The sequence below is a fragment of the Pandoraea sp. NPDC087047 genome (assembly GCF_044745225.1).
Classification (GTDB): domain Bacteria; phylum Pseudomonadota; class Gammaproteobacteria; order Burkholderiales; family Burkholderiaceae; genus Pandoraea.
In genome coordinates, this window is record NZ_JBIUZU010000011.1 from 1 (window position 1) to 23674 (window position 23674).

Consider the following 23674-nt stretch of genomic DNA (forward strand, 5'->3'; position numbering starts at 1 on the left):
GATGCCGATACGCCCCAGCCACTCGTGCCGAACGACACGCCAAAGCTTCCGCCTTTCGACTCGTTGTCACTACACGTCGACTCCGTATCCTTGCTACTGAGTACGTTGACCTGATTGTTCGCTTGCAGGAGAACGTCCTTAGCATCGATGTTCGAGCCGATGATGTTGACGTTGCCTTTCCCTGACGCCGTATCCCCGATCGCTATGAACGCTGTGGTGCCTCCCGCCTTAATGTTGCTCGAGACGTTCTGCGTGCTATCGACGGACGACATCGAGCGGCTGCTCGACGAGCCCCAGCTCAGTTCAACCTTCCCCTCCGGCTTTACATTCGGGTCCGGACTATTGAGGGCATCGAGCGCCCCCTTGGCTTCGTTGTAAGCCCCATACGCTCCACTGGCCGCAGCGTAACCCCGCAGTGCCGACACCCGCGCATCGCCGCCCGAGTCGACAGCCGACTTGACCTGATTGGTCACGTTCTGCACAGCATCGATTACCGGCGATTTCACCGCCAGTGTGAAACCAGAACTCTTGAACTCATGCGTCTCGTCGTGATGCTGACGATTAAGCACCGACTCGATCGTGACGTTTTGGCCGGTACCCGTGATGTCCTTGCCCGCCATGACGTCGCTGCCACGAACCAGCAGGTCGTTGCCAGCCACCATGCTGACGTTGCCATTCAGGCTGCCGACCAAGCTCCCTGTCTGGGTCACACCGCTATCGTTGGTCCAGTCGCGTTGCTCGTTCTTTCCGTACGAAATCCCCACACCTCCCGAAGATCCCAAGCCCGAGCGCTTCTTCTCATAGAAGGAGCTGCTCTCGCTCACGTTCTCCGCCGTTTCGATGTGAAGGTCGCGCCCCGCCTGCAACGCAACGTCGTTGGTGCCGACCACCGTCGATCCGCTGACGATGAGATCCTTGCCTGCCGCAATCCCCACGGAATCGCCCGATACCGTAGAACCCACCGCGAGCGTCTGATGCGAGCGAGACTCCGAGGTTTCCTCCGTCTTCGAGAGGAACCCGGAACTACTGTCGTGCTTCCAGTCGCTGCTGTCATGCGTCTCCGAGACCGCACCAATCTTGACATCCCCCGTAGCGGCCAACGCTACAGTGCCAGTCCCTTGTGACGACACCGACGAGCCAAGCACCGTCAGATTCCCTGACCCGGACGATGCGGCAACCGGACTGACCTGATAAGCGCCGAGTACGCCGTTGACTGCACTCGTCTGCCCCGCGCCGATCAACACGTTGTTGCCCGCACTCACGGAGGCGCCATTCACCGCTTCGTCGAACGACGACTTTGTGTACTGCAACGACCCGCCGAACGAGTACTCGTCGTGCGAATGCGAGTCCTTCACGGCTGCGATCGTGACATCGTTGCCCGCGAGGACGGACGCGTTCCCTCCCGCAGCAATCGTCGCACCACGCAATGTCGTGTCGCGACCGGAAACCGTCGCCACATTTGCACCCGCAGAGATCGCGCTGCCGACGTGCTGGATAACGACATCGCGCCCGCCGTTCTGGCCGTCGCTTGTGCCAACGGTTTGCGATTGTCCAACGGTCTGCGTATTCAGGTTGATGTCGCGCCCGGCGGCGACGATCACCGAACCATCGCTCGCGATGGCGCCTGCGTTAAGCGTGACGTCGCGACCAGCGACCACCGCGGCACTGTTCGTTCCCGAAATGATCCCGACCGCCCCCAACCCCGTAGCCGACGCCGATGACGAGAAGCCACCGCTGTTGGTACCCGCCACCTGCGTCAGCGTTGTCGACTCATTGATGACGTCGCGTCCGGCCTGCACTACTACATCCTTTCCGCCAATGCGCCCGCCTGTGTTGCGGATATCGCCAATCGCAGAAAGCGCCGTCGTCCCGCCGCTTCCGATCACGCCGAGATTCACGATGGCGTCGCCCAGAATCGTGGTCGCTGTATCGCTGACGATCTGGCCGCTGTTGGTCACACCCTCCGTCGCGGCGAGCTTGACGCTGCCACCGGACACAATGGCACCAGAGTTCGTCAGGTCGATGGTATTGGCTTGCGCGAGATAGACCTGTGGGACGAGCACAGACTGGACGGAACCGTCCGGCAGTGTCACGTCTTGCGAGACAAGCCAGACCATGTCGGTTGTCAGTTGCTTCATCTGCGCATCTGACAACCCGACGCCGACGTTCAGGCCGAACTGCTTTCCGTACGCCACACCGTTGTTGAGAAGTGCCGTGTACTCGTCCAGATAGTTGGCGTACCCGGCAAGCAGCGTCTTTCCGGTGAGCGACGTGATCTGATCCCGGACCAGCTGCGTTTCGTAGAAGCCGTCACCGATACGCTTTTGCGTCGTCTGCGGATCCAGCCCCAACTGGCCGAGCATGTAGTCGCTGGAGATGAACTTCCCATAGTCGGTGAAGCGAGGGTCTGTAGCAACCAGATAAGTTTGACCCGGTGCCGTGCGCAATTGAAACAGCGCATTGTGCGGCAGGGCCAGCCCAGGAATCGCCTGTGCCGAGGAACCCAGCGTCTGACGGCTCGTGATCGCGCCGGACATATTGCCCAACTGCGTGCCCGACGCGTTGCCGCCGGTCACACCCGCGCTACCCACGGTATTGCCGGTACTTTCGACACTGGACACCGTGATATTGCGCCCAACCGATTGCACCGACTGGTTGCCCACCGCAATCGCCGGAAGCGACGCCAGCGTCGTCGGCTGTAGCGGAGTAACCGGATAGGCAACATCGACTTGATTCTCATCGCCGCCAGACTTCTGGTGCCAGTAAAAGGTGGACGTCTGCGTTTGAGTCACAGTCTCCTGGAGCAGAATACCCGCGTCGTTGACGCTCCCCCCGGTCGCACGACGGCTGAGATTCTGCCCTGCAGTCATCGTTGACGAACGGTTGTTGATCTCGCCGCCGTCCGCATTGATGCGAATCGAGCCTTGCGCCTGCATCTTCGCTTCAGGGCTGGCGCTGACGAGTTCATCTCTAGTGCGAGTCGTCGTGATAACGCGCTGAATTTCGTTGTAGTCGCGTTGATCAATATCCAGATCGTGGCGAATCATTACCTGATCGGGCCGCATCATCGTCTTTGGATTCCAGTCAGGCCAGAACGTGATGCGGTAGGTCGCCCCGGTGTCGACGATGTCGTTGTAATACTGCGTCGGATTCATAGCAATCTGACGCGTTGTCGGAATGCTCCAACAGATCCCGTGGTCGTCGCAGGGACCGTTACCTTGCGTAGAACGATCGTTGTACTCTTCGACTATCGGCTTCGTCAGGCCGAACGTCTTGTTCGAAGGATCCAGATTGACGACCTCTGCTTTGGGCACCTCCACGGTAACAGGTTGCGACAAGGCATTGATCAGCTCCGCCTGAATGGTGGCGTGATTCCCACCCCATTGCCAATTTCGAAATGTCGCGCTGAAGTGCATGTTGAGCGGAAGGCCACTCAAACCGGCCGTCCAGAGGCCAAACACCTGTGTTGTGCTTTCTGGCGCGCCCTTGCGAGTCACAACGCTCGTGCGCTTGTTCTCCACGACACGGGCAGCGACATCCAGATTCCCATCCGCAACGATGGTGGCTGAACTATTCGTCAGCAGCGCCATTTGATTGGCGAGCAACCCCTCTGCATCGCGCGCCCCGTCTCGTGCAATCTCGATGTCTTTGGCGCCGTAGATCAGCGCACCGTCGTGATTCGATACCGAGTTGGACGCATACAGCGCTAGTCGGCGAGCCCCCCCGATGACCGCAGGCGCACCCCCGTTCTCGATATCCACGGCGTTGATCTGCACGTCGTTGCCCAATACGCCGTAGACGTTGCTGAAGTAGTTCGCCTTTAGTCGGACTGTGTCACCGCCGATGCTGCCGGAGTTCGAGAACAGACCGTCTGCACTCAGTTGTGCTGTGGCCGCATTGATGATGCCGTTCGCGCTATTGGTGATCTGGGCGGCATGCACATCAAGCGTGCCAGGAGCGCTAAGCGTGCCGTCATTGGTGAAACGCCCCGTGGACGTCAACGTCAGCACACCGTCGGCCTGCAGACGGTTGGCGGATGAGTGGACGTAGTCGCCAATCGCCGCCAGCGTCAGATTGCGTCCAGCCGTCATCCGGCCCGCGCCGCTCATGGCGCCGCCCACGCCGACATCCTGATTCGAGCGGATCACGCCGCCCGCATTGTCCAATGACGCGACCTGAAGTGCTACATCGCCCGCACTCTCCAGGGTGCCACCCGCATTGACGACGCTTGCGCTTGTCTTCGTCGCTGCCAGCGACGTGCCGCCAAACACACGCCCCCCCGTGTTGTCGATTGTGCCGCTGACGCCGAGTGTGACCTCGCCGCCGCCAATGATTTTCCCGCCGGACACGTTGCTCAGCGACGCCGCCGCTACCGCAAGTTTTCCATTGCCACCGAGCGTTCCACCCGCGTTGGCGATATCTCGCACCGCAGTGAGTGCTGCATCACCGTCACCAGCATTCGTGATCTGGCCCGACGCGTTACTGATACTGTCGGCCGTAACCGTCAGCGTATCGTGCACGCCGTTGGCACTGATGCGCCCGCCGGTGTTCGTCAGCGCGCCCTTGGCGTCTACGCTCACATTGCCTGCCGATTGCAGGGAGCCTGCGGCGTTGTCGACATCACCATCTGAAGAGACCGTGAGGCCCCCGGTGCCGTAGACCTTTCCGCCATCTCGATTGCGGAGATACGACGTCGACGAGAGCGTCGCTGCGTCGCCCGCGCTCAGCTCGCCGGCCGTGTTGTCGATGCGCGCAGCCGTCATGGTCAGGGCACCGAGACTGCCAAGAATGCCCGATGCGTTCGTGAAACCGCCCTGTGCGAGGACGCTCAGCACCCCGCTGCCAAGATGACTCACCTTGCCGCGATCGTTCTCCAAATCGCCGACGTCGAGCGTCAGACCGCTTGCGTTCGAAACCACATTCCCGCTGCCGTTGTCGAAGATGCCGTCAACCTTGATGGTCTGCACCGCCTGACCGTACTGCTTGATCTGCCCGGCACCGTTCGAGGCGTTGCCCGTGACCGTGAGCGACAACGCATCGGCATCGATCAAACCGTTCCGATTGTCCAGACTGCCGGACAGGAGGCTGGACGTCGTCGCAGAGACTACGCCGTCCCGATTGATCAGCGCACCCCTCAGTGTGGCGTCGATATGCTCGCCGGAGACGGTCCCGCCCGTGTTATCCAACTGGCGGCCGGTAACGTTCAACGCCTTGCCCGCTACGATCTGCGCCGCGTTGACCAGCGAATCGGCGTGAACCTTGAAATCCCCGTTGCCGCCGATCACACCCCCAGTCTTGCCGTTTTCGGTCGTCCCGACTGCGTTTCGAAGTTCGCCGTCGACGTCGATAGTCGCATCGTCTCCTGAAAGCGAAACGACCCGCCCTGCCGAGTTGTCCAGCGAAGCGCCCCGGATCTTCAGCGCCGCACCGGATTGCAGCAACCCGCGCTGGTTGTCGATACCCGTGCCGCTGACATCGAGACGGGTCGTGGCGACCGATTGCGCGTCGCGGTTGTCGATCCGTCCCAACGCGGCCAGCGTGACGGTGTCGGCGCCCAGATTGCCGCTCGCATTCAGCAAATGCTGCGCGGAGCTGATCTTCAGCGCATTAGACGCCGAGACGATGGCGCGTTGAATGTCGATATCCCCCGCTTGCGACGTGAGTGTGAGGCCGCTGCCAGCGTCGGTCCGGCTACCCGACAGATCCAACGCACTGCCGGTGATGCTCAGATCGCCTCGCGCGACGTTGCGCCCCGTTGCCGTCACCTTGCCGGAAGCCGTGACGCTCAGATTGCCGGTGAGCGTCGCCTGGCCATTCGCATCGATACCTGCGCCCAACGTCCCATCCGACACCACGCTCGCGGCCTGAGCACTAACGTTATCCGCAGCACTCAACAGACCACGGTTTTCGAGCGCTCCGCCAGTGCGCACGTCAGCACTTCTACCCGCGTACACGTTGCCCTGGTTGTCGACCCCGTCGCGCGCGTTGACCGCGAGATTCCCGCTGGCCTCTGTCTTCCCGGTATTGACGAGCTTGCCCTGCGTCGTCAGCGTCAGATCGCCCGCCTGCGCGGCGATAACGCCCTTGTTCGAAACGCCAACGCCGTTTTCCGTCCCCACGAGAAAAATGCGCTGCGCGTACATGCCGCCCAAATGCCCCACGTCGATGGCAACGTCAGGCGGCGCGCCGTCGCCAGCGATCTTCTGGACGGCGCGGCTCTCGTGGTCGACACGGTTCGTCCCTGTCACAACGTTGAGCTGCTTCGCGTGCAACGCGGCATTCACCTGCACGGCCCGTGCGATCAAATCAACCTGATCCACGTTGCCCGCGTTCAGGCCGTCCCCCTGAATCGTCAGCCGCCCACCATTGACCTGATACCCCGCCAGACTGCCGTCCGCACCCATGATGGGAATGCCGGTGGTCAACACTGCACGCGTCATGTTGATGAATCCGCCGCCGTCGACCATGATGCCGGCGCTATTCGCGACTACGACCTGCGCGGCTTTTCCCGCGACTTCGAGATATCCGCGTAGCTGACTTGGTGAATTGCTATTGACCTGATTGAGAATGACGCGCGCTGCCTGATCACGTGCGAGATTAGGATTCCCGTTGATGTAACCGGCCTGTTGCGTATTCACAATGGTCGGCGAATTGTTCAGGATCACACCCTGACGCGGTACGTCGAATTGCGAATAGACGTTCTTTGACACGCCTGCGGCCGTGGGTGCCGTGATGTTGACCTGCTGCAATCCATTTGCGGTTTGCACAACATTGGGGCCCTGACCTCCCGGCGCAGCCACGATCTGCGCGCGCACCGAAATCGGCGCAATGATCTGCGCGAACACCAACGCACGAACGATGCCCCGCTGCAACCCCACTTCCAAAGCACTTCCCCGAAGCGCGCCCCGAGCGCGCCGATTGACGTGTGTTTTCATCTGATCTTTGTATGACTATTTTTATGAGGGTCTTCGCCCAATCTTTTACTTCTATCAATACAAACTTCGCATACCGAATAGTACTAATAATTTCAGTATTTGTTCGCATTGCCAATCTTTCTTCCTAGGATTGTTAAATAACGGTAATATCCGGGAAAAACAAACAATCCGAATCAACATCGCCGGGGATCATGATGGATTTCGACGCCTGATTTAAGGTCGTCCCGCACAAGACGTGCATATCCCGCCATTGACATCGCGCATCGGCCCGAGCTTTCGCGCCGGGAGAGCGTTCGTCTTGTCTCCGCGAGCCCCTTTCAATCGCTACCCAATGAATCCCGTATCGAGTTGCGTTGCCACGAACATTCGCCATCTGCTGACCGTCATGGTTCTGACATTGCCCTCGTTGCCATTTCAGGCGATGGCGCAGACACCTCCTGCGCCGGCGGTCGACGCAGCCGTATCGAATGCACGGCAACAGCAACTCCTTGAACAACAGCGCCAGGCTCAGGAGCGTGCCTCGGCAATCAGTGCGCCAGCAGTCCGCTCGGCGCTGCCCTCATCCGACGGATTTCCGACGCTTCCCGCGGAAACGCCTTGCTTTCGGATTGAGAAATTCTCACTGGAAGTACCGGCAACACTTTCGCAACGCGCTCAGTCTGCTGGGGCGTCGGCCCTTCCGATGGACCCGTTTGCCTTTGCGGCATCCTGGCTTGCCCACTTTCACGGCCAATGCCTCGGACGCCAGAGCATTACCGCGATCACAGCCGGTCTGACCCGGGAAATTTTGGCGCGGGGTTACGTGACAACCCGTGTGCTCGTGCCCGAACAGGACCTCACCACGGGCGAACTGAAGCTCACCTTGATTCCCGGCATCATTCGGGATATTCGTTTCACCGATTCATCGCAATACGGCACGTGGCGCACGGCATTTCCGACAGCGGCGGGCGAGATTCTGGAATTGCGTGATCTGGAACAGGGATTGGAGCAAATGAAGCGGGTGGCGAGTCAGGACGTCACCATGCAGATCGTGCCGGCGGAAGCACCGGGAGAAAGTGACGTCGTCATTGAAGTCAAGCGGGCGAAGCGATGGAGCGTGGTGGCATCCATCGACAACTCGGGCTCTCGCGACACGGGAAAGTTACAGGGCAGCCTCGCGCTCGGAATCGATAATCCTTTAGGGCTGAATGACATCCTGAGCGTTGGCGCAACGCATGACTTGGCGTTTGCCGACAAACGGTTCGGCTCGAACGGATGGAATGCCCTCTATTCGATTCCGTGGGGATACTGGACCGCCACGCTGTCGGCGTATGCGAACCGGTACAACCAGCAGATCGCAGGGGTGAACGACACGTTCGTCACGCGCGGCCAATCGCAGAACGTCGATTTCAAGCTATCGCGCGTTCTCCAACGTAGTCAAAGCAACGTGCTGAGCGCTCAGGTCAGATTAAGCAAACGTTTCGGGCGTAGCTTCCTGGAAGACGCCGAAATCGATCAGCAGTACCGCAACAACACGTTTGTCGAGTTCGGATTCGTGGATCGGCACTACGTCGGCGCCGGGCAATTCGACGGTAGTCTCATGTATCGGCAAAGCGTCGCTGGATTGGGCGCCGCGCCGGACGACGCCGTGCCCGGCACGCCCACGTACCGCTTCAAGATGGCCGTTCTCGATGCCAACCTTTCGCTGCCGCTTGGCCAGTTGCCTCTGCGCTATGCCACGACGTTCCACGGGCAATTCACCAACGACGTTCTGCACTACATCGACGACTTGAGCATCGGTAGTCGCTACACCGTGCGAGGTTTTGATGGCGAGTCGTCCCTGGCGGCCGAGAAGGGCTTCTATTGGCGCAATGAACTTCAGTGGATCTTGGGCGCGTCCGGCGTCTCACTCTTCACGGGCATCGACTACGGGCGCGTGAGCGGTCCGAATGCCACCTATCTCGCAGGCACGCAACTCGCTGGCGCTGTCATTGGGATGCGGGGCAATGCCAGGTTGCCGTTCGGCTTCGTTGCTGGAGAAGTCTTTGCGGGAACGCCGGTCTACAAACCGACGGCCTTTAAAACCGCACACACAACGGTGGGATTCTCGCTCACGGCGCAGTTCTGACCTTCGCGTCGCCCGTCGGACACGCGGGCGGCCCAACTCACACGTTCGGAGTCCAGCGCCGGCTTGCTCATCGCCGTATCATCTTGTTTATGCGCCGCGCGCCGCGGCAATATCCGTTTTTCACCAGTCATCCAATGTCCCGGTCTCCAAAGCTACCCGAGGTTCTCACGCTTGCCGAAGTCCAGTCGCGGGCCGACACGAAGACCTTTGCGCGCGGTAAGGCTTATTTTCACGATGGCGCGGTCTCCCGCCTGGATGCGCGCGATGAAGCTGTTCGCGCCACCGTGCGCGGGACGCACTGTTATCGGGTTGAGCTTTCTGCCGACGACGGCGAACTCGCATACAACTGCAACTGCCCGGTGGGTAAAGAAGGCGCTTTCTGCAAGCACGCTGTCGCCCTTGCGCTCTCCTGGCTCGAAAATTCCGGTGAAGAGGTGTTTCACGTCGAAGAATCCACACCAGGGAAGCCACGCAAGAAACGAAAAACCTTCGACGAAGTGATTCGCGAATATGTGGCGACCCTGGGCAAAGACACGCTTCAGGAATTATTGATGGACGCCGTCGAACACGACCTGACGCTGCGTGACAAGCTGCTGTTCGCTGCGCGTGTTGCGGGGGCATCCGATTTGTCCGGCATGAAGGCCGCCGTCAGGCAGGCGACACGCATTTCGCGACCACTGAACTGGCGGGAATCTGGCGCATATGGCGATGGTCTGATGTCACTGGCCGACATGCTGCGCCAGAGACTTGCGGGGCCGCACGCCGCACAGGTGGTCGAACTTTCCGAACTGGCGATTGCGGGCGCGGAAAAGAGCCTCGAACAGATTGACGACTCCAGTGGGGACGTTATGCCGGCCATCCTCGATCTGGCGTCTGTTCACCTCGATGCCTGCACGTTGACGGCCCCCGACCCGGCGAAGCTGGCGGAGCGACTCTTCCGCTTCCAGACTGAGGGCAAGTGGGATACGTTCTACAACGTCCTTCCGGCCTATGCGGAGCCATTGGGCAAGAGCGGGTTGAGCCGCTATCGAGAACTCGTCAACGAGGCCTGGGAAGCACTGCCCGCGCTCCCCTTCGGTAAGGAGGATCGACGATCATACGACTCGCCGCGCATGCAGCTCGAACACGCGATGGCGGCGATAGCCGAGCTCGACGCAGACGTGGATACATTGATTCGAATTCGCTCGAAGGACCTCTCGAGTCCGTACCGCTTTCTGCTTGTGGCAGAGCTTTGTGTGAAGCACGCCCGCCCGGACGAGGGGCTCGCATGGGCCGAGCGCGGCATCAAGGAATTCGACAAGAGCTTTGACCCGCGCCTGTTCGATTTCTGTATTGATGCGTATCTGCGCCGCAGCGAATTCGACAAGGCCCATGCGTTCGCGTGGCGCCGTTTTGAGTTGCACCCGACTGCCGAAGCTTTTCCCGCCTTGATGAAGGTGGCTACGGCCGCCGGCAGACATGACGACACCCGGGAGCGGGCTCTCAGACATCTCTGGGCACGGGTCAGCGAGGAGGAGTCGGCCTCAAAATCGAAGCGCAGCGTCTGGCAGCGCGCGACGCGGACCGAACTGGTCAAGGTTTTTCTGGCGGGGAAGGAGAACGACATCGCATGGGCAACGTTCAACGGGGGGCCGGTCGCAACCCAGCTTTGGCCTAAGATGGCGTCTGTGCGCGGCAAAACCCATCCGCGCGACGCCATCGCACTTTATCACCGCCTGCTGCCGGTGGCAGTCGAGAGCGGCTCGCACAAGGCCCGATATGACGAGGCATTTGAAATCGTGCAGGCCATCGGCGTGCTACGGGCAAAGCTGGATGAACGTGCCGCGTTCACCAGCGAACTGGAAGCGATTCGGGCGGCATATCGTGCTAGACGCAACTTCATCAAGCTGCTTGCCAAACTGTCCTGAAGTGGGTGATGCGGGTCGGCCGGCACGCTCCGCCAGCATGGCTCATTCGGAGATCGCCCAAAAGGAAAAGGCCCTGATCATCAAGGCCTTTTCCAGCTTCAGTGTCGCCACTTTGATTGAATGGTAGAGCAGTCGCAAAACTGTGGCGCCAATCGCACTTACTCTGGAGCCCTACGACGACATGCAGGGATCACGAATTCGTTAGATCTTGAACCCTTATTAATCAATGACTTGCCAACAAATTCGGCCGCGACTTTCTGATCTCCCTAACTGAAATAGTTAGACTGCCCGGATTTGTGACGCGAATTCGTTAGACTGGCTTGCTCTCCCTCGTCGAGACAGCCGTTAAATCCATTCCGCAGGGCCATAAGAGGCTCCGGCTTCTGGGAGACTCCAACAAACTTCGAATTGTTGCTGTCATAGCTCGGCGATCCTGTCGCGCAGCTTGATTTTAGCATTCGCGCGCCACATCGCTCGGTCGTACCTCAAGCCAACGCGCAGCTCTGCCGAAAATTCTTTCCGGCTGGTGGCTTTATCACCAACATACTCATCGAAGGCTAGGTAGCCCACCCGGAAATTCGACCGCGGCAAGGACTAGGCAGGAACAAAGTGGACCTACGAAAGCGACTACTTCGCGACGACTTCTGCGGAGCTCATTATCCCGCCCGTTATTGTGCCCACGGCCTGACCGGTCAAGTTCGCATAATCAATAGACTCCGGCGTAGGGTGATACGAATCGATGAACCTGGGAAGGTCCGAAAATTTTAATGCCAAGGTGACGCTCGCCCATTCAACTAAAGGTTTCGGCATCATCGACGGATAGGTGCTAGCGTCCATCAGGATAGTTCGTGAAATCTTCTGAAGTTGATCAAACGCAGCTTTCGATTTGATGAGTTCTAAACGCGTCACGTCTGATACCACCTTTTCCCAGGCTGGAACGGTGGCAGCAACCTCGGCCGATGATGCCCTAACAGCTTCGTAATCCAAGTAGCTGTTCGTCGTTAGCGAATGCATCACTAACCATGAAAAATCATCGAGAATCTCGACGCGGTAGTCGGATAAGCGGGTTAAGGCAGTGAGCTGAAGCTGCGCGGCACGCAATGTGCTGGCCTGCAGGCGTGCGTGGTACTGGTTGAGCACAGCGACTGCTACCACCACACAAGATGCAACTGCTGAAATTCTAATGGCTCTCAGTACATGTGGATTGTTACCATCCTTGATACGATCTTTATGCAGACTGGCAAAGCACGCAAGGATTGCCGAGATCGCAGAAATGATTAGCAGTGTGGTTGACAAACGATCCTCATTGAGTCTGATTTTTTTGGCAGAAAAGCGAGGGCGCACTCGTCGCCGAGAGTTGAACAGGCGGCAACGATCTACATCAGGCCAACCTGGAGGCTGCCATAACGGCGACGGCTAATTCGAGTCAGCTCTGACCGTCGGGCAGAATAGCCCCCTTGTCTCTCGCGATTCGATTCAAGAGAGTAAAGTCGAACAGCGGTAGGCCGTAGGTGAAGCTCGGCAAAATCGTGTCTCGCTTCACCTTCTTCGTCGCATTCACATGCCAATGATCCGGACCAAACGGCACGTCCGGATGGTGGGCCGCTGAATCTACCTTGGCCCTGTGCTCTCCAGAAGGGTCCATGAGAACGTACGCGTAGTCGGTGAAGGATTGCAGTCGCAGCTTCCATTGCCAACCTGACGGGTAAGCGAACGTGAGATGAACCCCATTTTCGCGATCATCTCTCGCCACGGTAGTCGCCCCTAAACTCGCTCGCAGATATTCAGCGAGAGGGTCGATAAGCTCCTTCGGTATTGAGGTCGCCTTAACGAGATTCGAAAGATCCAGACCCATCGAAAACACAATATTCATGAAAGCAAGAACCGATGGGTGAGCCTGTACCTCTTCCTGATGTTGAGCGCAAAGCTGCAACATGAACATCACGGCCGCATTGCTACCAACGGTAGAATGCGCGTAGCGCGTCGCCGGTTTGCCGCAGACCAAGCAACCTTCGCCGCTTCCTATGATGTACGTTTTCTCTACCGATGTATTGCTGATTCGTCCCTCGGCCATTTTCGTATGAGCGGCGTAGCGTCGTGTCTGCTCGTCTCTCCATTGTCGAAAGAATTGAATCGTGCTCTCAGTCTGAAGGGAATTGATTAACGAATACTCATCGTTAAATATTTCCACAGCTCCACGCATGAAAGCCTGTTCAGAAGGCACGCCTGCAGCTTTCGGCGAACCTCGGTACCTGTACGTGCGGATGAAGCCACAGTTTTCACGTGCTCCGTACACTGCAAGCTCAACACTCTCGTACGCTAGCCAAATCCGTCGATCGGCATCATGTCGAACCGCGTCCCAAATTCGCGAAGAGTAGGTAACCTGCTGCCACAACCACTCAGGCTGCTTTATGTATTCAACGAAGTTGTATGACAGCGTCGCGAGGAAGTTGTCGATACTCACTCCTGCGCTGTCCGCGAGACCTACTTCTTGAAGCTGCTTGTCAATGTTGAAAAGGGGGGATTTCATTCGTGGCTCGTATCTAAAATTTCCATCAGATGACAGCGGCAAATGCCAGTTTTAACAGGTGTTTGCGAACGCTGTCGAAAGAAAAAACGGCGCACGCTCAGATGCACGATGAACTCAACACCTCAAAATATAGGAAGAAATTCTTCAGGTGCGAGTAGCAACAATGCGGGGATCGCTCTCGGATCAGGAGGAATCTTCAATGCCCTGACAACCCAGATTTCCAATGCAAACAACGGGGCTGACAGCACCAGGGCTATAGGCATAGCGACCGTCGATGCGCAGGTAGAAAACGCCTTCGCCACCCGGCCAAGAGACTTAATTGACTGAAATCTGTCGGCGGTGCCGATCACTTTCGTCACGAGTGCCGCGGACTTATGAAGCGCCTCGAAAATTACCCATGCACCCCGTGCCCGATGCAATCACTGTACGCTTGCGTGCGCATAAATGCGTTCGCGCTCCATATTCGTGATTTTCAAGCGTTGCTCATCGGTCAGTTCAAGCGTCTTGGTTTCGGCCGCAATTTGCCGATATTCTTCTGGACGATGCGTCATGAACATGTCGAAAAACCCATCCCCCGGCAGGCCGTCTCCCTTCTTGGCCAGCACCGCCGAGTAAATCACCTCGCTTGGTGGACCAAGCTCCAAGCAAGCCTTCTCGAGCGTATCGTAGACGTCGCTCGCCGGCGTATGTTCGGGAAAAACACTGAACAACTGCTTGAAGGTCACGGTCCCACGCCGCCGTGCGGCACCATCCACCATATCCCGCACATCACGCACGCGTAGCGGCAAAATCATTCGTCATCTCCTATCTGTTCAATGCAAGTACGACGGCACGTCTTGGCCAGTCGTTGTCGCGATGTGGCTCACCGCTTGAAAATCGTTCGCCACCACGTGATCAGCCGTTGGACGTACGCGCGCAGCGACGTGGCTGTCGGTGCAACATCCGATGCCTGAGCGGCAGGCGGTGTGGCACTCAGATTTTTGTAATAAATCTGCTTTCGACGCTTGTCGCGCTGGCGGCCGTGCGCAATCGCTTTCGCCGACATGCCACTTGCCCAGACCACGGTCCCATCGATGATGAAATAGTGCGACCGACAGGCAAAAGCCCAGTTTCCGATAGACGGATCCAACGTCACCCCCCGCCGATCAAATGTCAGGGTCCAATCGGTGGGGGACAGGGGGGTGATGACCTCACGCGCACATCCGCACGCGCAAGCATGCCCCGCCACGTCGCCGGCCCTCGCCACGTAGACTATGCCAGGCTGCAACACTTCCGGGATCGACGTCACCCACTCGTACTTGAATTTTGTCGATTTCATTGTGCCTCGAGCCGACTGACTTGGTTGAGGTTGACGCTGAACGTGCTTTCGTACTCACTGTGGTCGTCGAGATAAAAGCCGCTCATTCGCTTCCACTTCGTCACCGCGAGCGCGGCGTTCAGGCAATTGAAGTCTGCAACCTGGATATTCGAGGCGTACAGCTCCTCGTCCCGATCGGCCTTGGGTACGCGCGAGAGTGCGATTGCCCGCGTCGACGGTGTGCTTGACGTCACGCGACACGTCCCCCAGATCGATTCCTGGTCGTCGGTGAGGTTCAGCCCCATCCCGACGTCAATCACAACGACCTGCGTGTCTTCAAGGGCGCGCAGCACCAGTTGCCGTACCTCGCCGCGGTCGACGCACAGAAATACATAGTCGAACGACGCGAGCTCCATCACGTTGTTCTCGGCAATCATGACTTCGTGCGGCACAACCCCGCGGCGCATCGTCGAGTAGTTCTCACTGAAGTACTTGACCTTGGTCAGCTCCCGATCAAGCATCTCCCGTGACACAGCCCCCGGGAGACGAAAAGCGTTGTGGGGGCGCAGCACGTCGGCGTCAAAAAGATGGATCTCAGCCACGTGCGTCTTGGCCACCAAGTCCAGCGTGTAGCTGCCCGTGCCGCCCAGACCAACAATCGCGATACGCTGCTTTTGGAATCGGGCGGCGAGCCGCTGAATCCCAGCACGACTCGACGCGGTGTCTTGATACAGGAAAACTGAATCGTCTTCGATCGGCTCACGCGTCTTGAACGTTCGCGCATCAACACTCGGATCTAGTGCCTTGGCTTGGCTCGAAATAACACGCACGTAGCTGGTGATCTTCTCGTAGTAATCCTCGTAGTAACCGCGCTGAGGTTTGTTGGAAAACCAATGCTGGGCGGTGATCCCTTCGGCCAACTTGAACTCCGCGCTCTGGCAGCGGATCTGGATGAGATCCGAGCCATCGGCTTTGCACGGATGCTCGCCAATGAAGTGAACCTGATGGGTGCTCGGCCGACCGAGCACATCCGGGGTCGCCATGCTCATCTCGGAGACGACCACGCCGAGTGCAATCTGCTTGTTCGAGGTGACATAGGGCACCGAGTGGACCAGCAGATGGCCGCTTCGGATTTCAATGTCATACCCGTCATCAATCAGACGCTGCAGCTGCGAATTACGACTTATCAGTAGGCGTGACATAGAATTTCATCCCTTCTTTGACGATGACGGTTTGACCTTCCACCATGGAGCCGCTCGGGTTCTGGTGCGGGCCGCTGGCGTAATCAATCGAATAAATAATCTGATCGCTCGGGACCGACTGCGCGAACGCCAGCTTGACCACCTCCCAGTACGTCAGCACACGGTGATCGACTTCACGATCGCGGGAATTGGCCTTGATCGAAATCCGGATGGGCCGTGTCACAAAACGTTCAGCCCCCGGCTTGGCGAGGTCCACCAGTTCGTGGTCCGCAATCAAGCGGTCGTGCCCTCCGGCCTTGTCCAGCCAAAGGTCGGTGTGAGTCGCTTGCACACCCGCGAGCTGCTTGAGTGTCGCGCCCGAAATATGCGAGGCTCCCCAGTCGAACGCTTGCTCGTTCACGAAAATGCGGAACGTCCGATCGCTGCGAAACAGAACGAATTTCTCCGCCCCCGGGTGACGCAAATCCACGGTCTGCTCCGGACGCACCACCTCCAGCGCACCGCTTTGCAGCACCTGAAACACCAAGAATTCGCTGGCCGGGACCGCACCCGCCACGGCCAGAACCTGAGCGCCGGTCACCACCGGGTCCTGGACGGTCTTGGTCTCGAATTGCAGGGACGCGTCGCCGATCTGGATCGGGTAACCGTCGTGGACGCTGCATTCCTGCCCGTCCGTGCCATGTACATTTTGTTGCATACTGCCTCCATAATTCTGATTAAATAAAGCTGTTTAACATAGCTCGCAGCGATATCCCGAAAGCTTGGAGGCTAGTCTATCGCGTTATTCTGATTAAAGAAAGCAGATGAAGCAGATTATTGGATGGCACGATACTGGTACTCAATCCCACCAGAATCGGCAACTTCTTCCGTGCGCAAGAGATACCCGGCCTGCACGAGATTTTTCAGACGCGTACTAGCGTTCTGCACCGAGAGGTCCAAGTCAGCGGCAACCTGGGCGGCCACCACCGCGCGCTTCTCAAGTACGTACTCAATCAGGCTGCGGGTCGAAGGGGTTAATTCCGGACCAATTATCTCGAAATCCGTGCCGTTCCAGATGACCAGGGGTTGGTCCTTGGCGCGTGCCGCGTACGTCCAGTTATCGATCAGGTCCCGATCCCGAAGCTCTGTCAGGTAGAAACCGCGCTCACCGCGCAAGAACTTCGCGAGCGAAACCACACTCTCACGCGGAAACGACGCGTCGGTCGCCTCGACATCCTTCAAAGAGATGCCGAAGATTTGTGTGTGTGGATGCTTCTCGACGAACTCGAGGAGCTTCCGATAGACGCTCTTGCCCTCAATGTTCCCATAAGGGCTAGCGCTACTCGTGAAGTCCAGCAACTTGACGACAATAGAGTTCTGGTTCATATCATTAATTTAATCAGAAGATTGTGGCACGTCAAGCTTGAATTCGAAACAAATGTGAGTGCCCTCCAAGTAGGGCAGGTTGAGAACGTGGTCAAAATTCACCCCATCGTGCTCGTGGTACACACGCAGCTCGAAGTCACTTTGGCGCACGTATATTGTTGCCTTGAACTTTTCCGCGACGTCGCCAGAGCGCTTCAATCCAACTCCGCGACCTTCGTCATTGACCTGGCTCAGGCCACCCCGGGTAAACACCTCGGTGAGCAAAGCGACGCCTGCATGTTCGGCCTCTTCCATTTTTATAGCGACCTCAGGATACTTGTGAGGCACCACAGGAGCTAATGTACCCACAATGCCGCGCCCGTTATCCGAAATAACCGCTTGGATTTTTCTTGCCTTTGGATAGAATTGCAAGCCGGCAAAGCCGTGCGACGATGCATCGGCGTGATCCACAACATTACCGAACAGCTCCGCGAGCACGGTAAATGCAAGCTTTGAGTAGCTCTCTCCCGCACAACTGACGAGACTGTTCCGCAGCAATTTGGGAATCTTTGCATCTGGAGCAGCCGGGTCGATGAGTCTGAACTCGATGACACCATTGTTGTTGCCCTGGTACGCCTTCGACAAATCTCCGCTGGGGCGCTGCGGCAATACCTCGATCGCACTGTCGAGCACACCGAAGAATCCGACACGATCCAAATAGGAAAGCGCTTTCTGGGATTCCTCAAAGTCCAGGGTGACGTGCTTGCCCGCGGCCACAAGCTGATTACAAAGGGCCAGCAGTCGAGCGATGAACGCCAACATGGGTTTCGCGTCGTCCTTGAGCACCAGGACGACCGCATCATCTGATGACGACAGGGGGGAAACACCGGAAAACGCCCGATCAAAATTGACCGAGGTCAACCAACCACGCCCGCCAAATTCAATCTGGCGGGCAGCTCGTCGATTAGACCATCTGAAAGCCTCGTCTTGCTCGAACCGCCCCGTGTTGTCATGCAGCAAGCGATTGATGTCAGGCTTATCGACTCCAAGCGCCGTTGCAATGGTCTTGGCTTTGGACTTTGGGTTATCGGCGAGAAACGCGTGTATCTGATCTAGCATCGTGTCGCAGCATGGCGCTGTTGATGTCTCACTTCCGGCCTATGTGAAAAGAATGCCTGACACTATTGCCAGGCATTCGGCGATTCAATTCGCCGGATCTTTTCGCTATCGATGGCGATTATCAATGACAGGAAACTTTCCCGCTTTTCTGGAACCCTGTTCAGCACTGCCGAACAACTCTTCGGGATTAAACCGCCTCGATAACTCGCTTTTCGTGATTTTATCGCGTATCGATCCCAATTCGTACCACGGTGCAGTTAGCGATGAACGCGCATCGACGATGCAATCGCTATGTTCTACGATGGAAGTCGCAGTGCGCGCAGCTCGGACGTCGACGCCTGCACGCATCCGGCACCCGCAACCACGCCGGGATCGGGTGCCTTATCGTCGCGAGCCTGCCTAATCGCATCAACGGAAACCTTTTCCGGATCGAAGGACGTGCTGCATAGCAGTCGAGTGCCGCCAAAATCATACCGAACGTACCCACGCAGCAGCGTCAATTTGCCATCGTCGCTCACCGAAAGTCCGGCAGTGCGCGCTGCATCTGTCAAATTTGGCTGCAGGATGACGAAGGTTTGCAGCTCATTGCTATAGATACCTGCAAGCTGCAGAACTGTGCTGGACACGGGAACGAGCATTGCCGCAACCATCAGAACGACATAAGTTAGAAAAAACGCCCCCAGCAAGGCCAGCTTCACGGGCTGATATACGCCGACCCGCCATGTCCGCGCGTTGACGTACATGTAGCCAGGTAAAAGGCTCATGACAACGGTTCCGGTGCACACAAGGATGCCCACAACACTTTCGCCGATGCCGCCATGGACGTACCTCACGGCAAGGCGAAATGCGAGCAGGAGGGGCGCAGAAGTCACTAACATCGTTGTGGCAGCCGCACATGCCAGACCAACTGCACACACGATCGGCTTATGGCGCCATCCGTTGGGCCCGGCACGCAGTCCTAGTTCGTCTCGACGCGCTAATGCGTAGATCAAGGCAGCGCCAAAAGCCAGCGCACAGATCACCGATATCCGATCGGAGTCAAATCCGATAACTAGTACAAATCCAAGTATCCATCCACCCATCGCACACTGATACAGTCGGGGAACCGCCTTCGGTATCTTACGATCGAGTCGATATACCGAGACCGTACCGATGAGCATCACGGAAGGCAGGGCAAATTGCAGCATAGCTGCAAGCGCCAGTAGTATCGCGGCGGAAAGCAGGTAGGCAAGGCCCGACCCCGTCATTGCCGAGTATTGGAAAAGCGATGTCCAGTGAATCGACTTAAGGTGTATCCACAAGAACAATGCAGCGGGAAACAGCGCGGCCGGAGCAAACCGCCACGCCACATCCAGCGTATCCTTGAGCATGGACACACTCTCTTTGTAAGCGCTTTTTATCCGCGAGAAACTGGGCCCCTCCGATAACGGAGCGTCTCGCGGATCGGGACAGGCAGCAGCTCCCGGGGACTCCGATATTATCGCGACTCGCGTGCCCGACAAATTCCTGGGATCTAACGTCGTATTTTCATTGTCACTTTTCACGATCACACTCCTATAGAAACATCACCCTCACGGCAGCAAGACGACGGTGCGCGCTAGTCGGCGAAGCCCATGCGAAACACGCCCATGGTTCAGGATGCCCATCTAAGCCCATGCCTGCGCGTAACGCACCCCCTGGATCGATGGGTAAGCTGTGATGAGGCCCCGTCGGCAACCGCGTGCAGGCCATTCGACGCGTGAAATTTACTTGTCGGCGCACGCGAACTCGTGAAGATGGAGTGCACCGACAGCCATTGAGAATGGCGCGCTTGGGATACTCAACGGCAATCGAGCAATGAACCTGTAGGGCAGCTCTCGACAGGCTTCGGCCGGCTGCTGACCAAGCTCACCACGGTCAGTCGATTCACCTCTATCGACACGATATTTTGTTAGCTCTTGCGTCGTGTAAGGCGTGATGTCGACCGCCATGCTCGTCAAAATACTGCTCTCTGCGGAGGTGATTCATCCTCTGCGCGATTAATTTTTCCTTCCATCCTGGGCGTCGCCCACCGATGAGCTGCCAGAGAAGCTGCGCGTCAACGGGATGGTCGTAGCAAATCACCGGTCTGCGCCGCTGACCTTCAAAGCCGCCCATCCACTTGCGCACGGAGTCACCGAGATCGACCTCCGACATGATGCAAGCAGGCTCCGTGCGCAACTGCGGTAACACGTGTGAGCGCACGAAAACACTGCAACGTTCGATGGGAATGTCCGTGAGTTCGCCATAGAATTCGCGGCCATCCTCTGCAACCATCCCGAGACTGATGAGCTCCGGCGAGACGATGTCGGTAAATTCGGTGTCGATATATATTCGACACTCCCAGGGATGTAACGTGCACATGTTCGCTTTGACCGTGCCTAGGTTTCGGTCGCGACAAACTCGAGCCCTTTTTCGTCGCACCAGGCGCGTAGTTGCCGGTTCAAGTGACCGACGAACCGCGCGCCTTGAGGCGAAACGGCAGTCGATGAGGAATGAACCTCAGCGACTCGCTCATCGTTGGCCCACCGTCTAAACTTAGCAAACACTTTGTCGGCAAGCACCGCTGCCATCCCGTTACGCTCACTGGGCAACACATAAACGTAATCAACATGCACGTACAAGAGGTCAGGAAAATCCTCGTTGGATATCGCTATCCAAATGAACCCAATAGGATTATCGTCCCCTCGTTTGTGCACATGAAAACATCTCGCGGTCGGGTCCGGGCACCCAACATATTGCGCGAGCGTAGTTGGGTCGCCCGAGAAAATCGAACTCGATTCGCGTCGGCTGGGCTTGCGTATTGGTCCTCTCAGTCGATAGTCCATACTTGTATTTTTCATGAAATCGAATCCCGTGATCTACAGCGACATGTGCCGCCAGGAACCTCAACCCTCCTGAGCATCCCCAGCCACGTTGAATAGCCTGCGCTAGTCGTGTACTGATTCTTGCAATGCTGCACTTAGTGCCACCACCTCCCGCGCAACGAATCGCCAGACCGGCGAGCCGTCAACAGTTGGGCCCCGAACGGCTCGCAAATCGCCTGAGCGCAGTAAGACATAAGCGCGCTTGCGTGAGATGCGCAATACCTGTCGCGCCTGCGTCAAGGTCATCCACTGTCCCATGGACTCGCGCAGCGCATCCACGCTTCGCTTGCTCACGGTGCCCCATGTCCTGCCGGCAGGCGATACACGCATTTGTCCTTCAAGGCTTCCATCCTCGATCAACGCCCGGATAGATTCTCGCCGAATTCTGAGCAATCTGGCGGCAGCCGTGAGGGGAACCCATGCATGCTCGCGCCGTGTGGCTAACGACATACGGCTGTTGCGCTCAGTCAATTGCCCCATCCATTCCCGCCCGACAAACGCCTCGAACTCGCTTCGAAGAAAATCGAACGGATGAGCGCCGAAACGACGATACAACGCAGTATAAAAGTATCCGAATCGGGCCGACATGCGGCTAAATGCGTCATCTGGCGCCCCACGATGGCCAATGTCGCGAAGTAATCTGTGAAACCCTCGCGGCCAATCCACCAAGACCTGCCCGGCGCCATTTGCCACGCAAGTGGCTACCGATACATCGTCAAGCCGCGCCATCTTGGTGGGCTTTGGCCCCTGTGGGGAAAAATACGCTCCAAATTGCGCACAGAGGGCAAGGAGATCGATGAGCGAGAGCGCGCGAATATCCGATTGCAAATACGCCGAGGTGGTGGCATTTTCTGGATTCATGGCAGCGCTCAAATAGGCCCCAACAGCAACCAATGCGTCGCCCGCAGATTCCGGTTGTGCCTCGGCCAATGACTGAGCGCAGTCGCACTCGACCATGCGCCGACGCTTCCACGACAGCACGCGATGGCACCCGGGGCACGCATCGCACAACAGTACCCGGTGCGTCGGACACGCCACCATCAACGTCAGGTCCCATTCCGCACGCCAATACGGCATCTGCGCGAGGCACACCGGGCAGTAGCGTGGCCTTCGGCCGTTCCAGTACTTCGCATCAACGCCTCCTGAGTCAGCAATTCGGAGGTTCCGAAAGTGGGTGACTGGCCCGCGTAGTGCGTGCAATCTCTGCTCGATAAGTAGCGACGTAAGCTTCGTGCGAGCGTCGCTGCCGCCCGTTTTGGATACTAATAAATCGAGGTCGAGCAATGAACAAAAACCATTACCTTCTGCGAGCCGAAGTAGGTAACCCGTCATACTTTCACCGGGCATCGGCACAGGGCGCACAAGGAGCCTAGTCACCGCTCTGCCTTGCGAGTTCGTCGAGCTCAGTTCGTCGAACATAACACCCATCCAGCCTTGCCGTACCTTTGGTGTCTCTGAACAGGGATATGCGAGCGGCGGCAGCCGCCCTTAGAATTTGCAACAGTAAATCCTTCCTTCGCACCGACAACTGGCTCAGCGGCAGCATATCGTCGAGGTCCGTGATATAGGTGCTGGCGTTCGTCAGCCAAGTACGGAATCGCTCGACTTCGGTCGACAACATGTTCCGTCTTTCGTCGTCAACTTTGAGGAAACCACCATCGACAAGCACAGCTCGTTGGATCGCCGTGGCCCCAATCAGGATTTCCACTTCTCGATTGTCGTAAAGCACGATGTTCGCGGCGCGCACGCCCCTGATAAAGCGCGCCAGTGGCAGAAAATTCCGCCGCTTTTTGCCCGCTGATGAACGCACGTGCTCAGCACGTGGCAGTTCGAGGCCGAGCACCCCATCCTCCCCAGACACCAGTCGGTTCGGATTGACGACGAGACCGCATCCGTCGCTATACACAAACAGCGAATGGCCGTAACCCTCAATTAAGTTAATCATGAAGTCGGGTAGGGTGAGCTCTCCACAGCGATACATTAGGAATCGCGCCGGTATCTTGGAGCGCAAGTGTCGCGATGCGAAAAGTAGCGGACCGCCGGGGTCACACAGGGCCTGAGTGCTGCTGTTCAACTCCTGTTCTGCACCCCGCGGCCATTGAGTGAACCATCTTACCGCCAGCAAGGTGGCACGCTTTTCTGCGTCCAGGTTCGCCCTTCGTCGCGGGCTGACGCGAGGTTCGCCATCAACAAAAATGGCGAAGAAGCTCGCGACGGCTAACCAGTCGATCGCACTCATTTGCCGGGCTTCCGAGCAAAAATGCTGCTCATCTACGAAATTCGCCGCGTCTGAACCCACAATAGCGGCGGAGATCAGCATGCTGATGAGTACAGCCTCATGGGGGGCC

At 57.8% G+C, this 23674-nt stretch carries 16 protein-coding genes and 1 pseudogene; 2 read left to right on the top strand and 15 right to left on the bottom strand.

All coding sequences use genetic code 11. From position 1 onward, the window contains the following. Positions 1–6878, bottom strand: a 6878-nt coding sequence (locus tag ACIPHM_RS20115) for a hemagglutinin repeat-containing protein (RefSeq protein ID WP_400332482.1), incomplete at its 3' end; no start/stop codon positions are given. Positions 6879–7320: 442 nt separating this feature from the next. On the opposite strand from ACIPHM_RS20115, the gene ACIPHM_RS20120 reads away from it, so the two are divergent. Both ACIPHM_RS20120 and ACIPHM_RS20125 read left to right on the top strand, forming a co-directional pair. Beyond that, positions 7321–9042: a ShlB/FhaC/HecB family hemolysin secretion/activation protein gene (locus tag ACIPHM_RS20120; protein ID WP_400332485.1), complete on the top strand. Its 1722-nt coding sequence runs from the start codon at positions 7321–7323 to the stop codon at positions 9040–9042. A 134-nt stretch (positions 9043–9176) separates the two neighbouring features. Continuing rightward, on the top strand, positions 9177–10949 hold the full coding sequence (locus tag ACIPHM_RS20125) for an SWIM zinc finger domain-containing protein (RefSeq protein WP_400332055.1): 1773 nt from the start codon (positions 9177–9179) through the stop codon (positions 10947–10949). 627 nt (positions 10950–11576) lie between these two features. On the opposite strand, the gene ACIPHM_RS20130 is transcribed toward ACIPHM_RS20125, so the two are convergent. The 14 genes and pseudogenes from ACIPHM_RS20130 to ACIPHM_RS20195 form a co-directional block, all read right to left on the bottom strand. After that, a complete protein-coding gene (locus tag ACIPHM_RS20130) occupies positions 11577–12245 on the bottom strand; it encodes a hypothetical protein (RefSeq protein WP_400332058.1) in 669 nt (222 codons plus the stop codon). Positions 12246–12375: 130 nt separating this feature from the next. After that, positions 12376–13479: a hypothetical protein gene (locus tag ACIPHM_RS20135; protein ID WP_400332061.1), complete on the bottom strand. Its 1104-nt coding sequence runs from the start codon at positions 13477–13479 to the stop codon at positions 12376–12378. Positions 13480–13601: 122 nt separating this feature from the next. After that, a complete protein-coding gene (locus tag ACIPHM_RS20140; RefSeq protein ID WP_400332064.1) occupies positions 13602–13838 on the bottom strand; it encodes a hypothetical protein in 237 nt (78 codons plus the stop codon). A 60-nt stretch (positions 13839–13898) separates the two neighbouring features. Beyond that, positions 13899–14273, bottom strand: a complete 375-nt coding sequence (locus tag ACIPHM_RS20145) for a hypothetical protein (protein ID WP_400332067.1) — start codon at positions 14271–14273, stop codon at positions 13899–13901. Positions 14274–14341: 68 nt separating this feature from the next. Then, positions 14342–14797 (bottom strand): DUF6527 family protein, encoded by a 456-nt coding sequence (locus tag ACIPHM_RS20150; RefSeq protein ID WP_400332070.1) that lies wholly within the window; start codon positions 14795–14797, stop codon positions 14342–14344. Next, on the bottom strand, positions 14794–15978 hold the full coding sequence (locus ACIPHM_RS20155) for a ThiF family adenylyltransferase (RefSeq protein WP_400332073.1): 1185 nt from the start codon (positions 15976–15978) through the stop codon (positions 14794–14796). Before ACIPHM_RS20155 ends, ACIPHM_RS20150 begins: the two co-directional genes overlap by 4 nt. Next, positions 15953–16675: a multiubiquitin domain-containing protein gene (locus tag ACIPHM_RS20160; RefSeq protein WP_400332075.1), complete on the bottom strand. Its 723-nt coding sequence runs from the start codon at positions 16673–16675 to the stop codon at positions 15953–15955. Before ACIPHM_RS20160 ends, ACIPHM_RS20155 begins: the two co-directional genes overlap by 26 nt. Positions 16676–16791: 116 nt before the next feature. Next, positions 16792–17343, bottom strand: coding sequence for a DNA-binding protein (locus tag ACIPHM_RS20165; RefSeq protein WP_400332078.1), 552 nt, complete (start codon positions 17341–17343; stop codon positions 16792–16794). A gap of 9 nt (positions 17344–17352) precedes the next feature. Further along, positions 17353–18441, bottom strand: coding sequence for an ATP-binding protein (locus ACIPHM_RS20170; RefSeq protein WP_400332081.1), 1089 nt, complete (start codon positions 18439–18441; stop codon positions 17353–17355). A gap of 296 nt (positions 18442–18737) precedes the next feature. Next, positions 18738–19811: a hypothetical protein gene (locus ACIPHM_RS20175; protein WP_400332084.1), complete on the bottom strand. Its 1074-nt coding sequence runs from the start codon at positions 19809–19811 to the stop codon at positions 18738–18740. Positions 19812–20840: 1029 nt separating this feature from the next. After that, complete coding sequence (locus ACIPHM_RS20180; protein ID WP_400332086.1) at positions 20841–21302, bottom strand: GNAT family N-acetyltransferase; 462 nt, start codon at positions 21300–21302, stop codon at positions 20841–20843. 87 nt (positions 21303–21389) lie between these two features. Beyond that, positions 21390–22283, bottom strand: coding sequence for a helix-turn-helix domain-containing protein (locus ACIPHM_RS20185; protein WP_400332523.1), 894 nt, complete (start codon positions 22281–22283; stop codon positions 21390–21392). Between the two features lie 63 nt (positions 22284–22346). Continuing rightward, positions 22347–22754, bottom strand: a pseudogene (locus tag ACIPHM_RS20190) (TniQ family protein); the annotation flags it as partial. Beyond that, positions 22696–23646, bottom strand: a complete 951-nt coding sequence (locus ACIPHM_RS20195) for a hypothetical protein (RefSeq protein WP_400332525.1) — start codon at positions 23644–23646, stop codon at positions 22696–22698. The gene ACIPHM_RS20195 and the pseudogene ACIPHM_RS20190, both read right to left, overlap by 59 nt. Between the last annotated feature and the right edge of the window lie 28 nt (positions 23647–23674).